Annotated in this window: 22 protein-coding genes and 1 riboswitch; of the genes, 21 read left to right on the forward strand and 1 reads right to left on the reverse strand. The window is 49.6% G+C overall.

Annotation, left to right across the window (positions count from 1 at the left end; all coding sequences use genetic code 11):
- Nucleotides 1–410 precede the first annotated feature (410 nt).
- Entirely contained in the window at nt 411–1,043 is a 633-nt protein-coding gene (locus KNP87_RS13625; RefSeq protein ID WP_214722042.1) for a class I SAM-dependent methyltransferase, read from the reverse strand.
- A gap of 184 nt (nt 1,044–1,227) precedes the next feature.
- On the opposite strand from KNP87_RS13625, the gene KNP87_RS13630 reads away from it, so the two are divergent.
- The 21 genes from KNP87_RS13630 to KNP87_RS13730 all read left to right on the forward strand — a co-directional run bounded on the left by KNP87_RS13630 (nt 1,228) and on the right by KNP87_RS13730 (nt 22,184).
- Nucleotides 1,228–3,645, forward strand: coding sequence for a 3-hydroxyacyl-CoA dehydrogenase/enoyl-CoA hydratase family protein (locus KNP87_RS13630; protein ID WP_214722043.1), 2,418 nt, complete (start codon nt 1,228–1,230; stop codon nt 3,643–3,645).
- A gap of 17 nt (nt 3,646–3,662) precedes the next feature.
- On the forward strand, nt 3,663–4,853 hold the full coding sequence (locus KNP87_RS13635; protein ID WP_214722044.1) for an acetyl-CoA C-acetyltransferase: 1,191 nt from the start codon (nt 3,663–3,665) through the stop codon (nt 4,851–4,853).
- The gene (locus KNP87_RS13640; RefSeq protein WP_119923357.1) at nt 4,850–6,634 is read left to right on the forward strand and encodes an acyl-CoA dehydrogenase family protein; all 1,785 of its coding nucleotides are present in this window, start codon (nt 4,850–4,852) and stop codon (nt 6,632–6,634) included. The genes KNP87_RS13635 and KNP87_RS13640 overlap by 4 nt, the downstream gene beginning before the upstream one ends.
- A gap of 77 nt (nt 6,635–6,711) precedes the next feature.
- Nucleotides 6,712–7,167 (forward strand): DinB family protein, encoded by a 456-nt coding sequence (locus KNP87_RS13645; RefSeq protein ID WP_214722045.1) that lies wholly within the window; start codon nt 6,712–6,714, stop codon nt 7,165–7,167.
- Nucleotides 7,168–7,203: 36 nt separating this feature from the next.
- Nucleotides 7,204–7,557, forward strand: coding sequence for an arsenate reductase family protein (locus KNP87_RS13650; protein WP_214722046.1), 354 nt, complete (start codon nt 7,204–7,206; stop codon nt 7,555–7,557).
- Nucleotides 7,558–7,621: 64 nt separating this feature from the next.
- Nucleotides 7,622–8,005, forward strand: a complete 384-nt coding sequence (gene gcvH, locus KNP87_RS13655; protein ID WP_012371215.1) for a glycine cleavage system protein GcvH — start codon at nt 7,622–7,624, stop codon at nt 8,003–8,005.
- Nucleotides 8,006–8,105: 100 nt separating this feature from the next.
- On the forward strand, nt 8,106–8,384 hold the full coding sequence (locus KNP87_RS13660) for a thioredoxin family protein (RefSeq protein ID WP_012371214.1): 279 nt from the start codon (nt 8,106–8,108) through the stop codon (nt 8,382–8,384).
- 546 nt (nt 8,385–8,930) lie between these two features.
- Nucleotides 8,931–9,569, forward strand: coding sequence for a class I SAM-dependent methyltransferase (locus KNP87_RS13665; protein ID WP_012371212.1), 639 nt, complete (start codon nt 8,931–8,933; stop codon nt 9,567–9,569).
- 3 nt (nt 9,570–9,572) lie between these two features.
- On the forward strand, nt 9,573–10,037 hold the full coding sequence (locus tag KNP87_RS13670; RefSeq protein WP_012371211.1) for an S-ribosylhomocysteine lyase: 465 nt from the start codon (nt 9,573–9,575) through the stop codon (nt 10,035–10,037).
- Nucleotides 10,034–10,957, forward strand: a complete 924-nt coding sequence (locus KNP87_RS13675) for a PLP-dependent cysteine synthase family protein (protein WP_026832218.1) — start codon at nt 10,034–10,036, stop codon at nt 10,955–10,957. Before KNP87_RS13670 ends, KNP87_RS13675 begins: the two co-directional genes overlap by 4 nt.
- Nucleotides 10,950–12,116, forward strand: a complete 1,167-nt coding sequence (locus tag KNP87_RS13680) for a bifunctional cystathionine gamma-lyase/homocysteine desulfhydrase (RefSeq protein ID WP_026832219.1) — start codon at nt 10,950–10,952, stop codon at nt 12,114–12,116. The genes KNP87_RS13675 and KNP87_RS13680 overlap by 8 nt, the downstream gene beginning before the upstream one ends.
- A gap of 59 nt (nt 12,117–12,175) precedes the next feature.
- Nucleotides 12,176–12,281: riboswitch (SAM riboswitch) on the forward strand.
- A gap of 81 nt (nt 12,282–12,362) precedes the next feature.
- Nucleotides 12,363–13,385, forward strand: a complete 1,023-nt coding sequence (locus tag KNP87_RS13685; RefSeq protein ID WP_214722047.1) for a methionine ABC transporter ATP-binding protein — start codon at nt 12,363–12,365, stop codon at nt 13,383–13,385.
- The gene (locus tag KNP87_RS13690) at nt 13,382–14,047 is read left to right on the forward strand and encodes a methionine ABC transporter permease (protein WP_214722048.1); all 666 of its coding nucleotides are present in this window, start codon (nt 13,382–13,384) and stop codon (nt 14,045–14,047) included. Before KNP87_RS13685 ends, KNP87_RS13690 begins: the two co-directional genes overlap by 4 nt.
- Nucleotides 14,048–14,078: 31 nt before the next feature.
- Nucleotides 14,079–14,918: a MetQ/NlpA family ABC transporter substrate-binding protein gene (locus KNP87_RS13695; protein WP_214722049.1), complete on the forward strand. Its 840-nt coding sequence runs from the start codon at nt 14,079–14,081 to the stop codon at nt 14,916–14,918.
- A 71-nt stretch (nt 14,919–14,989) separates the two neighbouring features.
- Complete coding sequence (locus tag KNP87_RS13700; protein WP_026832223.1) at nt 14,990–16,216, forward strand: MDR family MFS transporter; 1,227 nt, start codon at nt 14,990–14,992, stop codon at nt 16,214–16,216.
- A 156-nt stretch (nt 16,217–16,372) separates the two neighbouring features.
- The gene (sufC, locus tag KNP87_RS13705) at nt 16,373–17,158 is read left to right on the forward strand and encodes a Fe-S cluster assembly ATPase SufC (protein ID WP_012371204.1); all 786 of its coding nucleotides are present in this window, start codon (nt 16,373–16,375) and stop codon (nt 17,156–17,158) included.
- A gap of 18 nt (nt 17,159–17,176) precedes the next feature.
- Nucleotides 17,177–18,454 carry a Fe-S cluster assembly protein SufD gene (gene sufD, locus KNP87_RS13710; RefSeq protein ID WP_026832224.1) on the forward strand — a complete coding sequence of 426 codons (1,278 nt, stop codon included), beginning with the start codon at nt 17,177–17,179 and terminating at the stop codon, nt 18,452–18,454.
- Between the two features lies 1 nt (nt 18,455).
- Complete coding sequence (locus KNP87_RS13715; protein ID WP_119923351.1) at nt 18,456–19,679, forward strand: cysteine desulfurase; 1,224 nt, start codon at nt 18,456–18,458, stop codon at nt 19,677–19,679.
- Nucleotides 19,669–20,103 (forward strand): Fe-S cluster assembly sulfur transfer protein SufU, encoded by a 435-nt coding sequence (gene sufU / locus KNP87_RS13720; RefSeq protein WP_028105808.1) that lies wholly within the window; start codon nt 19,669–19,671, stop codon nt 20,101–20,103. Before KNP87_RS13715 ends, sufU begins: the two co-directional genes overlap by 11 nt.
- 33 nt (nt 20,104–20,136) lie before the next feature.
- Nucleotides 20,137–21,534: a Fe-S cluster assembly protein SufB gene (gene sufB, locus KNP87_RS13725; protein WP_026832227.1), complete on the forward strand. Its 1,398-nt coding sequence runs from the start codon at nt 20,137–20,139 to the stop codon at nt 21,532–21,534.
- 86 nt (nt 21,535–21,620) lie between these two features.
- Nucleotides 21,621–22,184, forward strand: coding sequence for a dihydrofolate reductase family protein (locus tag KNP87_RS13730; RefSeq protein WP_214722050.1), 564 nt, complete (start codon nt 21,621–21,623; stop codon nt 22,182–22,184).
- The last annotated feature ends 116 nt before the right edge of the window (nt 22,185–22,300 follow it).

A 22,300-nucleotide genomic window follows, 5' to 3' on the forward strand; every position in this document is an offset into this window, starting at 1 on the left:
ATTCGATTTTATAATGAGCTACGGTATCAAAAACGATTAAACGGCTTAAGTCCGCTGGAATTCAGGGCTCAAGCCGTTTAAAAATTTTATATTATTTTACCTGTCTACTTGACGGGGAGTAGTTCAGACAGCGCAAAAAAATGCGCTTTTTCCTGTAGGAGTTGCATGAATCGAGTGATTTTTTGTACTGGATACGTGTGAGCAGATGAACGAGTGCATTGAATGGGTTTTATCAGCAAAAAGACGTGTCCACTCGACTTCTACGGGAAAAGGAAGCTTGCTTCCGTCAGGGACAGGCAAGACCCAATCATCGCTAGATGGGCGCGGCTTGCGTCCCGCCCGAGAAATGCGGGTGGACATACGTCTGTTTTAGAACTTATGATTTTTTGGTTCTTCAGCACTCAATCCATTTACCGCGTCCGAAACGCAAACAAACAGGAAAACGCATGGGCCTGATCGAGCAACCGGTGTTTGGTCATGACGGCACCTTCTTTTTGAATGACGGCTTCGTCAAGCAACGTCCAGCCGAGTTCATCTGCCAGTTGGACGAGTTCCCACGGCATCATCGTATTGCCCATCGGTGCGTCTTCTCCATGCAGGCGGCGGTACGATAACGCTCGTGGTGCCGCCGTTGGTCCAAGCAGACTGATGACGACGAGCGGCGAAACGCGGCTGATCTCTTCAAGTACCGTGACGGGACGCGTCGACCATTCGAGTGAATTGACGGCGAGGACGACGTCAAACGCATCATCCGCAAACGGTAATGCTTCGCCGGTTCCGACGACGAAGTCGAGTGCTGGTGATTTGGCACGGGCGATCCGGATCATTTCTTCCGACAAATCAAGTCCTGTGACCTGAAACGCGTCCGCGAGCAACCGACAAGCCGCACCGTCACCGCATCCTAAGTCGAGTAAGTTGCCGGACGTGATGACGGATTTCAGAAACGGAATGATTGTTTTCCGGCTGCCTGTCGTCCACATCATCTCCGATCGTTCCGCCCAATCCGTCGCTTTTTGATCCCATAATTGTTCCGTCGGTTTCATCAGAACTCCCCCTTTGCCTTCAGTCTAACAGGAAAATTTGACCAATAGCTGATTTTTTATTGCTACTGAATGATAATTCATTTATGATGGAGAGGTAGAAGGAAGCAGTGGAAAAACGGACGGCTTCTTTTTTTGTCAGAATAATGAATGGTTGTTCATTCAATTACGAATCAGGGGGTCTATCATGGCGAGTCAAATCGGTCAGCCGACCACAGTACACACGACGAAACATATTCAATTCGCCGTCATTATCGGTTCAGGGGTCATGGGTGCAGGGATTGCCGCACACCTCGCGAACGCGGGAATCCGGACATTGATGCTTGATATCGTACCAAAAGAATTAACCGCGCAGGAGACGAAACAAGGATTGACGCTGGATGATGCAGCAGTTCGTTCACGGATTGCCCGTGACAACCGTCAGAAGTTGCTCAAACAAAATCCGGCACCACTGGCTTCGAAGCAATTACTCGATTTAATCGAAGTCGGAAACCTCGAAGACGACTTGGAACGCCTCAAAGAAGCGGACTGGGTGATTGAAGTCATCGTTGAACGGCTTGACGTCAAACAACAGTTGTTTGCGACAATCGAACCGTTCTTACGCGAAGATGCGATCGTCAGTTCCAACACGTCAGGGATTTCCATCGAAGCGATGCGTCAAGGACGTTCGGATTCCTTTAACGCCCGGTTCCTCGGGACCCACTTCTTTAATCCGCCGCGTTACTTGAAGTTACTCGAACTGATTCCGACAAGTGACACGGATCCGGAAGTCGTCCGGTTCATGAAACAGTTTGCAGAAGAACGTCTCGGTAAAGGAGTCGTCATCGCAAAAGATACACCAAACTTCATCGGTAACCGGATCGGCACATACGGTCTGCTCGTCACACTGGATGAGATGAAGAAGGGCGGCTATTCGATCGGGGAGGTCGATTCCGTTACTGGACCAGTACTCGGTCGTCCAAGCTCAGCGACGTTCCGGACGCTTGATGTCGTGGGGATCGACACATTCGTTCACGTTGCAAACAACGTCTACGACTTGTTACCGGACGGAGCGGAAAAAGACACGTTCGCCGTGCCGGCAGAAATGAAACGGTTGGTCGATGAAGGGTCACTCGGAGCGAAGTCGGGACAAGGCTTCTATAAAAAAGTCGGCAAACAGATCCTGGAACTCGATCTAGCAACGTTTGAATACGTCGAAAAGAAAGCGCTTACTGAACCGTCAATCGGTCAAGCAAAAGCTCTTCCGGGCGCCAAAAATAAACTGAAAGCCGTTGTCTTTGCGAAGGACCGTGTCGGTGCCTTATTGTGGCCGATCCATGCGAAGACGTTACTGTACTCGGCTCAACTGACACACGAAATCGCGGATGACATCAAAGCGATTGACGAAGCGATGAAATGGGGCTTCGGTTGGAAAATGGGACCGTTCGAGACATGGGATGCGCTCGGCGTCGAGAAGACGGTTGCGAAGATGAAGCAGGACGGCTACGACGTACCGGCTTGGGTCGATGAGATGCTTGCGTCAGGCGTAACCAGCTTCTACAACGAAGACGGACAGTTCTACGATGCGCAGACACAAACGTATGTCGGCAGTGCCGTCAATCCGAAAGAAATCCGCTTACGCGACGTCCGCAAATCAAACGGCGTCTTGCTTGAAAACAACGGTGCCCGTCTGCTTGATCTCGGAGACGATGTCGCAGTCCTTGAATTCACGTCGAAGAGTAACGCGATCGGCGTCGACATCATGCAGATGATCGAACAGTCGATTGATCTCGTTGAAAAAAATCACCGGGGTCTTGTCATCGCCAACGACGGCAAAAACTTCTGTGTCGGGGCGAACCTGGCGATGATGTTGATGGAAGCAGAAGATGAAAACTGGTTCGAACTCGACTGGATCATCAACAAGTTCCAGCAGTCGATTCAAAAAATTCGTTACGCATCGCGTCCGATCGTCGTTGCTCCACAAGGGATGACACTCGGCGGCGGAACGGAAATCTCACTTCCGGCAGCCCGTCTGCAGGCAGGTCTTGAAACGTATATGGGACTCGTCGAAGTCGGTGTTGGTCTGATTCCGGGAGGCGGCGGGAACGTCAACACGTATCGTCGTCTGCTTGAGAATACACCGGACGGACTCGTCAACATCGAAAAAGCCGCGCAGAAGACGTTTGAGAACGTCGCGATGGCAAAGGTCTCGAAATCAGCCTTTGAAGCACGGGAACTCGGGTATGTCCGGACCGTCGATCACATTTCGATGAACCGGGATCACCTGACGCATGATGCGAAACAACTGGTGCTTGAGCTCGATCGGACCGGTTATACGGCTCCAGCCCGTTCACGGATTCCAGTCGTCGGTCGTGCCGGGAAAGCGACGCTTGAACTCGCAACCCGCGAGATGTTCTACGGCGGCTATATCTCGGAACATGATTTAAAAATCGCAAGTAAACTCGCACACGTCATTGCCGGTGGGAACGTCTCGTTCGGCACACAGGTCGATGAGCAGTACATGCTCGATATCGAACGGGAAGCCTTCTTGAGCTTGATCGGTGAGATGAAAACACAACAACGGATGCAGCATATGCTTGTCAAAGGCAAGCCGCTCCGTAACTGATGACTGGGGGGATTCGAATGAAGGAAGCAGTAATCGTCGCTGGTGCACGGACACCAGTCGGCAAAGCCAAAAAAGGATCGTTTAAGTCGATGCGTTCTGATGAACTCGCAGGAATCGCCATCAAGGAAACATTGAAACGCGCGAACTACACCGGAGCAATCGATGACGTCATTCTCGGTTGTGCCTTGCCGGAAGCCGAACAAGGGATGAACATCGCCCGGTATGCATCGGTCCTCGGGGGACTGTCGCATGAAGTGCCGGCCATTACAATCAACCGGTATTGCTCGTCCGGTCTCCAATCGATTGCCGATGCGTCGATGAAGATCATGACGGGACAAGCAACAGCTGTCATCGCCGGTGGACTCGAATCGATGAGCCAGATCCCGATGCCGGGACACGTCGTCCGACCGAATCCATCAATCGTCGAAACGGCACCGGAATATTATATGAGCATGGGACATACGGCAGAACAAGTCGCTGCGACCTATCAGGTCTCACGCGAAGATCAAGATGCCTTTGCCCTGAAAAGCCATCAAAAAGCAGCCGCTGCGATTGCGTCAGGTAAATTCGTCGACGAAATCGTCCCGGTGACGGTCACGGAACAGTACGTCAACGATGAGTTGAAGATTGAAGAAAAGACGTGGGTCGTCGAACACGACGAAGGTGTCCGCGCTGATTCATCACCGGAAGGTCTCGCTAAGCTCCGTCCGGCATTCCGCCTCGGCGGCAGTGTCACAGCGGGGAACTCGTCTCAGACATCAGACGGTGCAGCTGCCGTCTTGATCATGGAACGGGAAGAAGCGGAACGCCAAGGACTGCCGATTCTCGGGAAGTTCAAATCGTTTGCCGTCGGCGGTGTCCGTCCGGAAATCATGGGGATCGGACCGGTCGTCGCGATTCCAAAGGCACTTGAACTCGCCGGCATCACGCTCGAAGACGTCGGATTGATTGAATTGAACGAAGCCTTCGCGTCCCAGTCGCTCGGTGTCATCCGGGAACTCGGTTTGAACGAAGATATCGTCAACGTCAACGGTGGCGCGATTGCGCTCGGTCATCCGCTCGGTTGTACGGGAACGAAACTGACGTTGACACTGTTGCATGAAATGAAACGACGGAACGTCCAATACGGCGTCGTCTCGATGTGTATTGGCGGCGGCATGGGTGCTGCCGGTGTATTCGAACTAGTTGAAGGAGGAACAGGACAATGAGCCAAACAACAAACGAATTGATTAAAGGTGGAAGTTTTGTACTGGATGAGTTACAAGCGGATCGTCTCTTTACACCGGAAGATTTTTCGGAAGAACACAAAATGGTTGGTGACATGACGGCGAAGTTCGTCGAAGACCGTGTCGTTCCAGTCCTTGACCGGATCGAAAAACATGAGTTCGAATTGTCGGTCGGTCTCCTGCGCGAAGCAGGCGAGCTCGGCTTGCTCGGTGCTGATGTCCCGGAAGCATACGGCGGCTATCAGATGGATAAAATTTCGTCTTCGATCATCACGGAGAAGTTTGCTCGCGGTCGCTCGTTTGCCCTCAGTTATGGTGCACACGTCGGGATCGGTTCGTTGCCAATCGTCTTCTTCGGGAACGAAGAGCAAAAACAAAAATATCTCCCGAAACTGTCGTCTGGTGAATGGATTGCGTCTTACGCGTTGACAGAACCGGGCTCAGGCTCGGATGCCCTTGGTGCGAAGACAACGGCAGTCTTGAATGAAGCTGGAACGCACTATATCTTGAATGGGGAAAAACAATGGATCACGAACGCCGGCTTCGCCAGTCTGTTCGTCGTCTATGCAAAAATCGACGGTGATAAATTCACGGCGTTCCTCGTCGAAGGCGAGTACCCGGGTGTCTCGACCGGACTCGAAGAACAAAAGATGGGTATCAAAGGATCGTCAACACGGACGCTGATTTTACAAGATGCGGAAGTGCCGGTCGAAAACGTCCTTGGTGAAATCGGGCGCGGACACGTCATCGCCTTCAACATCTTGAACGTCGGTCGTTATAAATTAGCGGTCGGTGCGGTCGGTTCATCGAAACGTGCGATTGATCTTGCGGTCCAGTATGCAAACGAACGCAAACAATTCAAAACACCAATCAGCTCGTTCCCATTGATTCAGGAAAAGCTAGCGACGATGTCGGCGCAGACTTATGCGATGGAAAGTTCAGTCTACCGGACAGGCGGATTGTTCCAGGACAGTCTCGATCAGTTGTCGGAAGAAGAGAGCAAAGACGGCAAGAAAATCGCCGATGCGATTGCCGAATACGCGATTGAATGCTCGATGAACAAAGTCTTTGCTTCGGAAACATTTGATTATGTCATCGACGAAGCGGTCCAGATTCACGGCGGTTACGGCTTCATGGCCGAATACGAAGTCGAGAACATGTACCGTGATTCACGGATCAACCGGATCTTCGAAGGAACAAACGAAATCAACCGTCTGCTTGTACCAGGGACGTTATTGAAGAAAGCAATGAAAGGCGATTTACCGCTGCTCGCAGAAGCGCAACGTCTGCAACAGGAAGTCATGAGCTTCATGCCGACGGAAGTCGGATCGGAACCTCTTGACCGTGAACGTCATTTGTTGGCGATGATGAAAAAGATCTTCCTGCTGACTGCCGGAACGGCCGTTCAGAAGTATCAGGACAAGCTCCAAGGCGAGCAGGAAATCCTCGCGAACACGGCTGACATCATGAGTGCGATCTATGCGCTGGAGTCGGCAATCGTCCGGACGGAAAAAGCGATTGCTGCCAAAGGCGTCGAGAAGAACGAACTGAAAATCCGTTATACGGAAGTCTTTGCACAACAAGCCTTTGAAGGCGTGGAGCGGGACGCGAAGGAAACGTTGTACGCGGCAGCGAGCGGCGATGAGTTACGGATGCTGCTGTCGGCACTGAAGAAGTTCAGCCGGTATCAGCCGATCAACTCGATCGGCACAAAACGTCAGATTGCGAAACGTTTGATCGAAGCGAATAAATATACTGTCTAAGTCAGGTTTACCGATTCGCCTTTGCAGGGAAAATCTCTGTAAGGGCGAATTTTTTTACATTGAAGGAGGGAGCAGGCATGCGACAAGACGTAACAGAACTTCAATTTGCCGTCGATTACTATAAATCGTTGGAGCGGCTTTCGGATGAAGAATGGCGGTTGCCGCTCGCAATCGATAAATGGACGGTCCAAGAATGTGTCAGTCATCTGTTTTTATGGGATCGGTATTACCTCGATCATGCGGTGTCGAAATTGCCGGATGAACCGTTGACGCTGGTTGAAACCGACTACGATGAGTTCAATCGTCTGGCGGTCGAGTATGCCCATCACATCGATGCACTCGCCTTGTTGAGAAAAGCGATTTCCGTGCGGCAGGAATTGATCGCGCAGCTCGATCGGTTGACGGACGAGCAATATGAGCGGACGTATGAAGGCACATTCCAGCCGAAATCGTTTGTTGCCTCCTTCATTGCACACGATCACCATCATCAAGATCAAATCGATGCCGCGCTTGCCCGCTTGAAACGGGGCTGACCAATCTGCTAGTCTGAAGACAGAGGTGAGGAAAAGATGGTAACTATGTATGGCTATCCGAAATGCAGTACGTGTGTCAAAGCAAAAAAGGCACTTGAGGCAAATGGTGTCGAGGTCGATTACAAACACATCGTCGAGGAGACACCGAGTGCCGAGACGATTCAGGCACTTCATGAAAAGAGCGGCGAGCCGTTGAAGAAGTTTTTTAACACGAGTGGTCAATCGTACCGTTCGCAAGGCATCAAGGACCGCCTGCCGAATCTGTCGGAACAGGAGCAATATGAACTGCTCGCAAGTGACGGCATGTTGCTCAAACGACCGATCGTAACAGACGGGCAAGACGTGACGATCGGATTCAAAGAAGAACTCTATCAAGGAAAATGGTATTAAGAAGGCTAGTTCATTTGGTATACTGAATGCGTTAGTCCACTATCGAACACAGGGGGAATCGCAAATGAGTCAAGTCAAAGACAATCTACGTTATTCGGAAGAGCATGAATGGGTCGAAGTAACAGGAAACAAGGCACGAATCGGAATCACGGATTTCGCGCAACATGAACTTGGCGATATCGTCTTCGTCGAACTGCCAGAAGTCGGAGATACGATTTCGGCAAACGAGCCGTTTGGTTCAGTCGAATCCGTTAAAACGGTATCCGAATTGTACGCACCGATTTCAGGGAAAGTCGTTGCCATCAATGAATCACTGTCCGATTCCCCAGAACTCGTCAACGAATCACCATTCGAAGGTGCTTGGATGGTTGATATCGAGATCGCAGACGAAGCACAAGTCGAAGCATTGATGGACGCTGCTGCTTACAAATCGATGATCAACGAGTAATACTTAACGAAAAGATGACAAGGAAACGATTTCGTTTCCTCGTCGTCTTTTTTTCTGTATACTGGCACAAGATAAGAAATAGGAAGGGAGAACGGGATTAATGAAGGAAGTCACAGCAGCACCAGAAAACGGTTTTTTGTATGTCTATGCACCGATGTGTGGGACGTGTGCCATCGCAAGCCGGATGCTTGAGATCGTCGAAGCGACAAAAGACGGGGAATGGATTCAACAAGCGAACGGAAACTTCATTCCGGAGTTTTTGGAACACGCCCAAGTCATGAGTGTTCCCGCCTTATTAAAAATCGAGGATAACCAAGTCGTATCAAGGCTTTACGCGTTTCAGTCGGTTCAAAACGTCTTTGCATTTTGTGCAGAATAAGGAGAGGAATCAAAAAAAGATTTCTCTTTACGCTAAATTGTCGGAATATTTACAATAATCCGTTGACAATGATAATTTATGAATGGTATATTCATATCAACTTCTAGAAATACTTTATAGGAAGTCTGGCAGAGATGTAAATCGGCTGTTTCTTTTCATGACAGAACCGCTCAACAAAATCCTAGGTTGTTTGTTTGTCTCCCCTTAAGTCGTCCCCCAAAGACGAAGCGGCCCAAAAAGACAATCCTGGATTGGAGCAGGTGATCTGAATGCGAGGACAGTTTGGTTTATATGTCGAAAGGGCGCCGTCCTCTGGTACGACGAACGAAGAAGTTCGTGTCAGAGCTGGGTTTTCCTTCGTAGTATTTCTAACCACATTATTCGTGTTGCCGGTTCACCGGCAGCGCCTTTTTTTTGTTTTCGAAAGATTTTCAAGCAGTCACCTTGCCAAGCCGAATTCTCCCTGCTACAATGCGATTAAGGTAAATTACTTTAATTCATATCCGATTAGTCGGAATTAAAAAGAGATACGGAGGACGAACAGGCATGACAGTACGTTTTATGGATGTATTTACAGAGTGGGCGTCAACATACGACGACACGGTTACGGGGCACGATCCGGAGTACAAAGAAGTCTTTCGTCGTTATGAAGAAATATTAGATACGGTGGCAACAAAAGCGATCTCACCGGTCGTCGAGTTCGGGGCTGGAACAGGGAACCTGACCCAACGGTTGCTCGATCGGCATCAAGACGTTTTGGCGGTGGAACCGAGCCCGGAGATGCGGGAAATTCTCATCGATAAGATTCCAACGTTACCTGTACAGGACGGACACTTCCTGTCCTTTACGGCAGACCATGCGAAAAGTTTTGTTTCGACCTATGCGTTTCATCATCTGACGGATGAGGAAAAGGGAGAAGCAGTTGATCTGATGGCGCAGATTTTGCCGCAAGACGGAAAAATCGTCTACGCCGACACGATGTTCGTATCGGAAGAAGCGCGTCTGCAGACGATTGCTGAAGCGAAAGCACAAGGGTTCAACGGTTTGGCAGAAGACTTGGAACGTGAGTTTTATCCACTGATCCCGGTCATGGAACAAATTTTTGCGTCACGTGGATTTGACGTGACATTCACACAATACAATCACTTCGTCTGGCTCGTAGAAGCCGAGAAAATGGGGGAATAAATCATGACAATCAAAAAAATGAACGTAGAAAGCTTTAACTTGGACCATACGAAAGTCAAAGCACCATATATTCGCGTTGCCGGTTACAAAGACGGAAAAGTCGACCAAGTCGTTAAATATGACATTCGTTTCACACAACCAAACGTCGAGCAAATGCCGATGCGTGCGATGCACACACTGGAACATTTACTGGCAGAAAACATCCGCAACTATTCGGATGATGTCATCGATGTCTCGCCAATGGGTTGCCAAACAGGTTTCTACATGGCGATGATGAACTTCGATTCTGTCGAAAAAATGAGTGAACTCGTTGAGAAGACATTAAAAGACGTCTTAGCAGCAGAAGAAATTCCAGCGCAAAACGAAGTCCAATGTGGATTTGCGAGCGCACACGACCTTAAAGGAGCGAAGCACTATGCCGAGAAAATGCTTGCCGGTCGTGATGAATGGGACATCGTCTTCGGATGATCGCGAAGTCAGTCCGGGACCTCGTCGGAAATACGCCGCTTTACGAGATTACTTCATTCGATTTGCCTGCTGGTACGCGGATTTTGGCGAAGCTCGAATGGATGAACCCTGGGGGCAGCGTCAAAGACCGCCTGGGCATTCAACTCGTTGATGCAGCCATCGAACAAGGATATGTGACACGAGGCGGAACGATCATCGAACCGACTGCCGGCAACACCGGCATCGGTTTGGCGCTCGCCGCTAAAAAATATGACTTACAAGTCATCTGTGTCGTTCCTGAAAAATTCAGTCAGGAGAAACAGACGTTGATGCGGGCACTCGGCGCGACTGTCGTCAACACACCAACTGAACTCGATATGCAAGGCGCAATTGATAAAGCAAAAGAACTGGGACAAACGATTCCGAACAGCTATGTCCCGCTTCAATTCGAAAACGAAGAAAATCCGGTCACATATCAGCGGACACTTGGTCCTGAGCTGATGGCGGAACTCGATCACATCGATTGGTTCGTCGCCGGATGCGGGTCAGGCGGAACGTTTGCAGGAACCGCTGCTTACTTGAAAGAGCGGCTGGGAACAAAAGGCGCGATCGTCGAACCGGAAGGCTCCGTTCTCAACGGAGGACCAGCCGGACCGCATAAGACGGAAGGCATCGGGACGGCTAAATGGCCGAGCCTTGTTTCCCGCGATCTGGTCGATGAGATTCATACGATTTCAGACCACGACGCGTTTACAAAAGTTCATGAATTAGCGGCACGTGAAGGTTTGCTCGTCGGCAGTTCAGCCGGCGCGGCACTCGCGGCAGCACTTGATATTGCAGAACGTTTTCCCGGCAGTACCATCGTCACCGTCTTCGCCGACAGTGCCGAACGGTATTTGAGCCAACAAATCTTTGAAAAGGTGGACGAGACACATGCGTAAAAAGACAGCATTGATTCATGGAGGAACAGGCGTCGATCGAGCAACTGGTGCCGTTACACCTCCGATTTATCAAACGAGTACGTACAAACAAGAGAAAATCGGTCAATTAAAAGAAGGCTACGAATACTCGCGGACAGCCAACCCGACACGGACGAGCATCGAACGATTGATCGCGGACCTCGAAGGCGGCGCACGTGGCTTTGCCTTCGGATCAGGAATGGCTGCGATTCATGCTGTCTTCAACCTGCTGGAGTCAGGTGACCATATCGTCATGACCGATGATGTCTACGGCGGAACGTTCCGTTTGATGCAACGTGTCTTGCCGAAGTTCAACATCCAAGTGACGTTTGTCGATACGACGGATCTTGCCGCGACGGAAGCTGCAGTTCAAGACAATACGAAGATGCTGTACGTCGAAACACCGACAAACCCCTTGTTGAAAGTCACGGATATCGCTGCTGTCGCTGAGATCGCGAAACGCAACAACCTGAAACTCGTCGTCGACAACACGTTTGCGACACCATACTTGCAACAACCACTTGCACTCGGCGCAGACATCGTCTTGCACAGTGCCACAAAATACATCGGCGGACATTCAGACGTCGTCGCCGGACTCGTCGTCGTCAACAGCGATGCACTCGGTGAAGATCTTCACTTCATTCAAAACTCGACAGGCGGTATTCTTGGACCGCAGGACAGCTTCCTGCTCGTCCGTGGTTTACGGACACTTGGTATCCGGATGGATGCAATCGAAGAAACATCACACGATCTCGTTCAGTTCTTACAGGAACAAGATGTCGTCTCGAACATCTTCTATCCAGGACTTCCAACACATCCGGGTCACGCGACACAACAAAAACAGGCGACTGGTTTTGGCGGCATGATCAGCTTTGATGTCGGATCAGCGGAAAACGCGGAGAAACTCGTCGAAGCGACACACTTCTTCACGCTGGCTGAGAGTCTTGGAGCTGTTGAAAGCTTGATTTCTGTTCCGGCACGCATGACACATGCCTCGATTCCAGCAGAACGTCGTGCTGAGCTCGGCATCACGGATGGTCTTGTCCGGATTTCGGTTGGACTTGAGGACGCAGAAGACTTGAAAGAAGATTTAGCACGTGCTTTCAGCCTGCTTCAACCGGTTTCAGAAAAAACTGTTTGACAAGCAAAATAACCCCTGCTAATATTCAGATTATATTAAAAATAACTAAATACCGAATACTCTTATCGAGAGTGGTGGAGGGACTGGCCCGATGAAACCCGGCAACCGCGGAATTTATTCCGAAGTGGTGCTAATTCCAGCAGACGAATGTCTGCAAGATGAGAGCAAATGGTTTTGTGTACTGAAAAAGTGCGCGCGTTTGCTCTAAAACGTGCGCACTTTTTTTTACGTTTAGGAGGGACAGTATTGATTCGCTTACAGGATGTAGGAAAGATTTATCGCTCGAAGCGCGGATCGGTTGAAGCCGTCGTCAATGTCGACTTAACAATCGAGCGCGGTGAAATTTTTGGAATAATCGGTTATTCGGGAGCAGGGAAGTCCACCTTGATCCGATTGTTGAATATGTTAGAAGCTCCGACGAGTGGTTCGATTCAAATCGACGGAGTCGAAATGACGACGTTACGTCCAAAAGAATTACGCGGTGTTCGTAAAAACGTCTCAATGGTCTTCCAGCACTTTAATCTGCTGTGGTCACGGACAGTTGAAGAAAACATCATGTTCCCGCTCGAACTCGGCGGTTATCCGAAAGCACGCCGTAAAGAACGGGTCGCCGAGCTGATTCAACTCGTTGGACTCGACGGACGTGAAGGGGCTTACCCGTCCCAACTGTCGGGTGGGCAAAAACAACGGGTCGGGATTGCCCGGGCACTGGCGTCTAACCCGGACGTCTTACTATGTGACGAAGCGACAAGCGCGCTTGATCCGAAAACGACAGACTCGATTTTAGAGTTGCTCGTCGACATCAACAAAAAACTGAAACTGACCATCGTCTTGATCACGCATGAGATGCACGTCATTCAGAAAATCTGTAACCGGGTCGCCGTCATGGAAGCCGGGAAAATCGTCGAACAAGGACCGGTCGCCGAAGTATTCCGTCATCCGAAACAAGCGATGACAAAAGAATTCGTGAAACAGCTGACGTCTTCATCAGAAAACGAATTGACGTTTACGAAATTACGGGAACGGTATCCGACCGGGAAAATCGTTCAGTTGACGTTTGTCGGTTCAACGGCCGAAAGCCCGATTCTTGCCGAAGTCATGAAAGATTCGACCTTATTATTTAATATCATTGGCGGGAACGTCGGACAGACGCAAGATGGCGCCCTTGGGACGCTGTTCATTCAGTTGATCGGTGCCGAACATGAAACACAAGTGGTCATCGCCAAACTTCAAGCGAGTGACGTTGAAGTGGAGGTGGATCACCGATGAGTACATTTTTTGCAGATGTGGATTGGGATATGGTCTGGGAAGCGACCGGCAGTACGGTTTATATGACGGCCGTTGCAGGGCTTGCGACGTTTATCCTCGGACTGGTCATCGGTCTCTTGTTATACGCGACAAACGAAGAATTGTTATTCAAGAACCGAGCATTGTATTCTGTCCTCAGCTTTTTGGTTAACATCTTCCGTTCCATTCCATTTATTATTTTATTAATTTTGTTGATTCCAGTCACAAAAATTATTGTCGGGTCATTTTTAGGACCGACCGCTGCGTTACCAGCGTTAATTCTGGGTGCGGCACCGTTTTACGGCCGGATGGTCGAACTCGCTCTTCGCGAAGTCGATAAAGGGGTCATTGAAGCAGCTGAATCGATGGGCGCAACGAAGTTCCAAATCATCTATAAAGTCTTGATTCCGGAAGCTCTTCCGGCAATCGTTTCAGGTATTACCGTAACACTCGTCGCACTCGTCGGTTACACGGCAATGGCCGGGTTAGCCGGTGGTGGTGGACTGGGAGATATGGCCTTCATCGAAGGCTTCCAGCGCTCACAAAATAACATCACCGTTATCGCGACACTGTTGATTCTTGTCATCGTCTTTATTATTCAGATTATTGGTGATTTGCTTGTCAAGGCAATCGATAAACGATAATACTAACTTTAATTCATTGGAGGAATCATTCATGAAACTTTGGAAAAAATTTGTCGGCACAGCAGCAGTATCGGTCTTAGCAGTCAGCCTTGCAGCATGTGGAGAAGAATCTTCATCAGGCAGCGGCAACGGCGATTCAAAAACATTGGTCATCGGAGCATCAAACGTTCCCCATGCTGAAATCCTCGAGCACGTTCAAAAAGAATATGAAGAAAAAGGCTACAAACTCGAAATTCAAAAGTTCCAGGATTACGTTCTTCCGAACAAAGCACTTGCTGAAAAAGAAATCGACGCAAACTACTTCCAACACGTACCGTACCTTGAGCAACAAGAAAAAGAAAACAAAGACTACAAATTTGAAAGTGCCGGCGGCGTTCACGTTGAACCACTCGGTGTCTATTCTAAAAAATACAAGTCGCTTGATGAATTGCCAAAAGGTGCAACAATCTTGACGAGCTCAAACGTCGCAGAACGTGGACGTGTCTTGACGTTCCTTCAAAATGAAGGACTCATCAAACTAAAAGACGGTAAAACAACGGATGCGCAACTCGAAGACATCGCCGAGAACCCAAAAAACATCAAGTTCAAAACGAACATTGAAGCATCACTCTTACCGCAAGCCTACAAAAACAATGAAGGCGATGCTGTCTTGATCAACACGAACTACGCGATCGACAACGGGTTGAACCCGCTTGAAGATACAATCGCGCTTGAAGACGAGTCTTCACCATACGTCAACATCATCGTTACACGTGAAGGCGACGAAAAAGACAAACGCGTCACGACGCTCTTAGACATTCTCCACAAAAAAGAAACACAAGATTGGATCACGAAAGAATACAAAGGTGCTGTCGTTCCGGTCAGCAAATAATCTGCTCGATTAATGCATTCTTCCTATATAATGGAAGGATGCATTATTTTTTGTGCGAAAGGGGGATCTGCATGCAACGTTTGAAACAGCTTCATCCATTGACGATCGGGGTTTTGCTCGGGACGTTTTTCGCCCGTCTCGGGACATTCATCACGATGCCGTTTTTTGCGATTTACTTATCCGTCGTCTTAAAGTTCAGTCCGGTTGATGTCGGCTGGATTCTCAGTATCTCGGCCATCGCGAGCCTCGTCATGAGCTTCATCGGCGGAACGTTATCCGACCGGTACGGCCGGCGGACGATGATGCTGAGCGGAACCTTTGGATTTGTCCTCGTGTTCATCGGACTGGCACAAGTCGAGACGTTTTGGGCGTTTTTTGTCTTAAGTGCCCTGAACGGCGTGTTCCGGTCCGTCTTCGAACCGTCAGCGCGGGCATTGATCAGTGATACGACGGAGGAAGAAAACCGATTGTTCGTCTTTAACATCCGTTATACGTGCATCAACATCGCAGCCGCGATCGGACCGGGGATTGCGTTGTTGCTCAGTGCCGGAAATACGGCGATTACCTTCTATATTACAGCGTTCGTTTATCTCGGCTACGGCGTCGCCATCTTCATCCTGTTCAAGCGGCATCCGATCACGGAAAGTCACGGCGGGAAAAAGGTGTCGTTCGGCGCAACGGTCCGTCTGCTGAAAACCGACGTCGCCTTCACGTTCGCGCTCGCCGGCATCATCTTCGGCGTCTTCGGATACAGTCAGTTCAACTCGACGTTGCCGCAGTTTTTGACGACGACGACCTTATTGTCGGGCGGGACGAGTTTGTTTGCCTTATTGATTACGATTAACGCGATCACCGTGCTCGTCGTCCAGTACCCGATCATGAAGTTTGGCGTCAAGACGTCACCGCTCGTGTCGATCACGGTCGGGATTGCGACCGTCGCCGTCGGTTTGTTCGTCATGGCGAACGCTGGAACCGTCTGGTTGATGATCGGCGCGATGTTCATCTTCACGTGCGGGGAAGTGATGATGTTCACGATGACGGACATCTTGACGGACGGCTTTGCGAAACCGGAATTACGGGGGAGTTATTTCGGTGCGATGGGCTTGACGTCAATCGGACAATCGGTCGGACCGGTCGTCGGCGGTCAATTGTTACTTTATTTTGGCGCAGATCGGCCACTGCCGATATTTGGTGCCTTAGCGCTCTTGACTTTACTCGGCATCCCACTGCTCCTACTGTCACAGCGGGTTCATCGCCAGTCGAAACCGGAAGAAGAGAAGGAAGTCGTCTCACTTTAAAGTCATTCTCAACAAAGACGCTCGTTTTGAGAAAAAACCATGAGCGATGACGCTTGAATAATGTGTTATGATTCATTAAGATTAGAATGATACTAAATTAGTAACTCTCGTGAACTGAATCGTCAGACACGAAATGAATAGATGGAGGGATTCTACATGAAGGCTTCACACTTGAAGATTGAAGATCTACACGTCGCAATCGACGGCAAAGAAATCTTGAAAGGCGTCAACTTAGAAATCAAAGGCGGCGAAATCCACGCGGTCATGGGACCAAACGGGACTGGTAAATCAACACTCGCATCAGCATTGATGGGTCACCCGACTTACGAAGTAACGTCTGGTTCAGTCACACTCGACGGCGAAGACGTCCTCGAGATGGAAGTCAACGAACGCGCACAAGCAGGTATGTTCCTTGCGATGCAATATCCAAGTGAAATCAGTGGTGTCACGAACTCAGACTTCTTGCGTTCAGCAATCAACTCACGCCGCGAAGAAGGCGATGAAATCTCACTCATGAAATTCATCCGTCAACTCGACGCACAAATGGGTCTTCTCGAAATGCCGGGCGAAATGGCACACCGTTACCTTAACGAAGGTTTCTCAGGCGGAGAGAAGAAACGGAATGAAATCCTCCAAATGACGATGTTGAAACCAGCCATCGCCATCCTTGACGAAATCGATTCAGGTCTTGATATCGATGCGCTTAAAGTCGTCGCAAAAGGTGTCAACGAAATGCGTTCACCTGAATTCGGCTGCTTGATCATCACGCACTATCAACGCCTCTTGAACTATATCGAGCCAGATTTCATCCACATCATGATGGGCGGAAAAATCGTCATGTCAGGTGGAAAAGAACTGGCACACCGTTTAGAAGCAGAAGGTTATGACTGGGTTAAAAAAGAACTCGGCATCGAAGAAGTCGAAATCGAAACAAAAGCGTAAGACGAGGGAGGAAGCATGATGACTGTAGAACTGAATCTTGCAGTAAATCGCGAGGCAGTGGCAGAACGTGCGACTCGCTTAGGGGAACCCGCTTGGATGATCTCTAAGCGTCAAGACGCACTGGATCTTGCCCCAACGCTCGCATTGCCAAAAGTAGAAAAAATCAAAATCGGTGGCTGGAACTTCACAGAGGGAACAGCAGATCTTGAGACAGTAACAGGTCTGACACCGGATATCGAAACATTGATCGGTGAAAACCGTGACCATATGCTGATCACGCGGAACGGACAACTCGTTCACGCGCAAAACAGCGAAGCGGCGAACGGTGTCATCTTCACGACACTCGAAGATGCAATGAAACATCACCCGGAACTGATTGAGAAATACTTCATGACAGAAGGCGTCAACGTCAATGAAGACCGTCTCGCAGCACTCAACGCGGCACTCATGAACGGCGGTACGTTCCTTTATGTACCAAAAGGCTTGAAGTTGACGGTTCCGATGCAAGCGATCTATACGCTGGAGCAAGCAGGCGGTGCACTTTACCATCACGCAATCATCGTTGCGGATGCGGACAGCGAACTGACGTATATCGAAAACTTCGTCTCTTACGGTGAAGAAGCACACAACGTCAACGTCGTCACGGAAGTGTTCGTCGAAGACAACGCCAAAGTCCTCTTCGGTGGTGTCGACACGCTCAGCAAAGGTGCTGTCACCTATATGAACCGTCGCGGTGTCGTCAAACAAGGCGCGAAGCTCGAATGGGCACTCGGTCACATGAATGACGGAAACACGATCACAGAAACGAAAACACACCTCGTCGGTAACGATTCGTTCTCTGACACGAAAGCCGTAACGGTTGGTCGTGGCGATCAAAAACAAAACTTCAACGTCCGGACAGACCATTTTGGTAAAGGTTCGGAAGGTTTCATCTTGATTCACGGTGTTCAAAAAGATTCGGCAACATCAATCTTCAACGGAACATCCATGATTCACCATGGCGCTTCAAAATCAAACGGTGTGCAGACGGAACGTGTGCTCATGTTGTCTGAAAAGGCACGTGGTGACGCGAACCCGATCCTCTTGATTGATGAAGATGATGTCATGGCAGGACACGCGGCATCTGTCGGCCGTGTCGACGAACTTCAACTCTACTACTTGATGAGCCGCGGTTTATCACGTAAAGAAGCAGAACGTCTTGTCGTTCATGGTTTCTTACAACCGGTCGTTTCAGAACTCGCGATTGACTCTGTCAAAGAACGTCTCGTTCAAGTGATCGAAGGGAAAGTAAACTAATATGGGAATCGATGCATCCATCCGCAATCAGTTTCCGATTCTTGACCAACAGGTTAATGACCGGAAACTCGTCTATCTAGATAGTGCGGCTTCTTCACAAAAGCCGCTCGTCGTCATTGAGGCGATTGACAACTACTACAAGACGGTTCATTCGAATGTGCACCGTGGCGTCCATACGCTCGGAACACGAGCGACGGATGCGTACGAAGGTGCGCGTGAGAACGTACGTCGTTTCATCAAGGCGCAACACCATGAAGAGATTATCTTTACCCGCGGGACGACAACGGCGATCAATATCGTCGCGTCGAGTTACGGAATGGAGCATGTCGAAGAAGGGGACGAGATTGTCGTCACGTACCTGGAGCACCATGCGAACTTGATTCCGTGGCAACAAGTCGCGAAAAAGAAAAAAGCGAAACTGAAATATGTCGATTTGACAGCGGACGGTCGTGTGACGATCGAAGCGGTCAAAGCACAAATTTCTGATCGGACGAAGGTCGTTGCGATGGCGCATGTCTCGAACGTCCTCGGGACGATCAATCCAATCAAAGAAGTGACGCAACTGGCGCACGCAGTCGGGGCCGTCATGGTCGTCGACGCAGCGCAAAGTGCACCGCACCAACAAATCGATGTCACGGATCTCGATTGTGATTTCCTGGCGTTTTCGGCACATAAGATGTGCGGACCAACCGGGATCGGCGTCCTGTACGGCAAAAAAGCATTACTCAATGCGATGGAGCCGGTCGAATTCGGAGGCGAGATGATTGACTACGTCGGGCTTGAAGAGTCGACGTTCAAACCATCACCGTACCGGTTCGAAGCGGGAACACCGATCATCGCAGGAGCTGTCGGCTTGTCGGCAGCAATCGATTTCCTGGAACAAATCGGACTTAGTAACATCGAAGCCCACGAACGTGAGCTTGCCCAGTACGCGATGGCACAAATGCGTGACATCGAAGGACTGACGATTTACGGTCCGGAAGAACGGGTGGGTCTCGTCACCTTTAATCTCGGGGATGTCCACGCACATGATGTCGCGACCGTACTCGATATGCAAGGCATCGCCGTACGCGCCGGTCATCATTGTGCCCAACCACTGATGCGTTGGCTCGGAGCCAGTTCAACAGCACGAGCGAGCTTTTACCTGTATAATACGAAGGAAGAAGTAGACGCTCTGGTGACAGGACTTCACCAAACGAAGGAGTATTTCAGTCATGGATTTTAACAATCTCGATCACTTGTACCGTCAAGTGATCATGGACCACTATAAAACGCCCCGCAATCGTGGTGCGATTGACGGTGGTGTGACGATCGATATGAACAACCCGACTTGTGGCGACACAATCCGTCTGCAACTCGCGATCGAAGACGACATCGTCAAAGATGCGAAGTTCGACGGCGAAGGATGTTCGATCAGCATGGCGTCTGCGTCGATGATGACACAGGCTGTCAAAGGAAAAACAGTCGAAGAAGCATTACAACTCGCCCATGTCTTTTCTGAGATGGTTCAAGGAAAAGATTACGACGATGAGAAATTTGATCTGGGAGACGCGGAAGCACTGTCTGGTGTGACGAAATTCCCAGCACGAATCAAGTGTGCGACACTTGCCTGGAAGGCGCTCGAACGCGGCGTCGAAGAAGGGAAGTAAACTTCGGTCAGTAAGTAAGAGGAGGAAACGAACATGGCTAAGAACATGCCTGAAATTGGCGATTATAAATATGGTTTCCACGATCGCGATATCTCGATCTTCCGTTCTGGACGTGGCTTGACGACAGAAGTCGTCGAGACGATCTCGAAAATGAAGGAAGAACCGCAATGGATGCTTGATTTCCGTCTGAAATCACTCAAGATTTTCAACGAACAAGCAATGCCAGCATGGGGCGGCGATTTATCAGATCTTCGTTTTGATGACATCACGTATTACGTTAAGCCATCAGAACGTGCTGAAAAATCATGGGATGAAGTACCGGAAGAAATCAAACGTACGTTTGACAAACTCGGAATCCCGGAAGCTGAGCAAAAATACCTCGCGGGTGTTTCGGCACAGTATGAATCAGAAGTCGTGTATCACAACATGAAGAGTGAACTGGAAGATCAAGGGATCGTCTTCAAAGATACAGATACAGCGCTTAAAGAAAACGAAGACTTATTCCGTGAGTACTTCGGTAAATTGATTCCGCCGACGGATAACAAGTTCGCTGCCCTCAACACAGCGGTCTGGTCGGGTGGATCGTTCATCTACGTACCAAAAGGCATCAAGATGGATACGCCGCTTCAAGCCTATTTCCGGATCAACTCGGAAAACATGGGTCAATTCGAGCGGACGTTGATCATCGTTGACGAAGAAGCATCGGTTCATTACGTCGAAGGATGTACGGCACCGGTTTACACGACGAACTCGCTTCACTCAGCAGTCGTTGAGATCTTCATCAACAAAAACGCGTACTGCCGTTACACGACGATCCAAAACTGGGCGAACAACGTCTACAATCTCGTTACGAAACGTGCGATCTGTGAAGCCGGCGCGACGATGGAATGGGTCGATGGTAACATCGGTTCGAAATTGACGATGAAATACCCGGCCGTCATCCTTAAAGGTGAAGGTTCACGTGGTATGACATTATCAATCGCCATCGCGGGTAAAGGTCAACACCAAGATGCGGGCGCGAAGATGATTCACCTTGCACCCAACACGTCGTCAACGATCGTCTCGAAGTCGATTTCAAAACACGGTGGGAAAGTAACGTACCGTGGGATCGTCCACTTTGGTCGTAAAGCGACAGGCGCACGTTCGAACATCGAATGTGACACGCTGATTATGGACAACCAATCGACATCAGATACGATTCCGTACAACGAAATTCTTAACGACAACATTTCGCTTGAACACGAAGCGAAGGTATCGAAGGTCTCAGAAGAGCAATTGTTCTATCTGATGAGCCGCGGGATTTCACAAGAAGAAGCAACGGAAATGATCGTCATGGGCTTCATCGAGCCGTTCACAAAAGAATTGCCGATGGAATATGCGGTCGAAATGAACCGTCTCATCAAGTTCGAGATGGAAGGTTCAATCGGATAATTTTTCTACTCTCTCATCAACAGATGAGGGAGTTTTTTTCGTGAACGGCTAAAAACGGGTAGAGGAGTAAAAAGGAGGGAGTCATCATGCGTGATATCGTTTATTCTTTTCAAGCCTCGCTCGACGGGTACATCGAGGATGCGTCAGGTAGCATCGCGTTTGCGTCACCGGACGCTGAGCTACATCAGTATTTTAACGACTACGAAACAGAATTTGATACCCACGTCTATGGACGTGGCCTGTACGAGATAATGCAGTACTGGGAGACCGCGGATCAAACGGAGACGGATCCGATCATCGTAGCCTATGCGAAGACATGGCAAGCGCTTGAGAAAATCGTCTTCTCGCATTCGATGACAGCAGTCGAGGGCAATGCTCGTCTGGCGACAAGACCACTGGCAGAGGAACTGGCCGCATTGAAACAGGCACCCGGGAAGCAGATCGCGCTCGGCGGAGCGACGCTTGCGGCAGAAGCCGTCCGCTTGGACTTGATCGACCGCTACCATGTCGTTATCTATCCCGTCTTACTCGGGGGCGGCAAGCGGATGTTTCCGTTGTTTGAGCACTCCTTGTCCTTACAGCTCGTGGAGCAGCAAACCTTTGCTTCCGGGTGTATCGCCTTGACGTATGAGCGAATCCGGTCCACTTGACGGGTATCGCGAAGAATCTTTCGATCGTCGGAAGATTCTTTTATTTTTCTAATTTATCAATTAGCATATATTTTCATAGAAGTTATATTATAATTGGATTTGGAAAAAATATAGAG

Origin of the sequence: Exiguobacterium sp. s192, assembly GCF_018618795.1 — a bacterium.
Classification (GTDB): domain Bacteria; phylum Bacillota; class Bacilli; order Exiguobacteriales; family Exiguobacteriaceae; genus Exiguobacterium_A; species Exiguobacterium_A undae.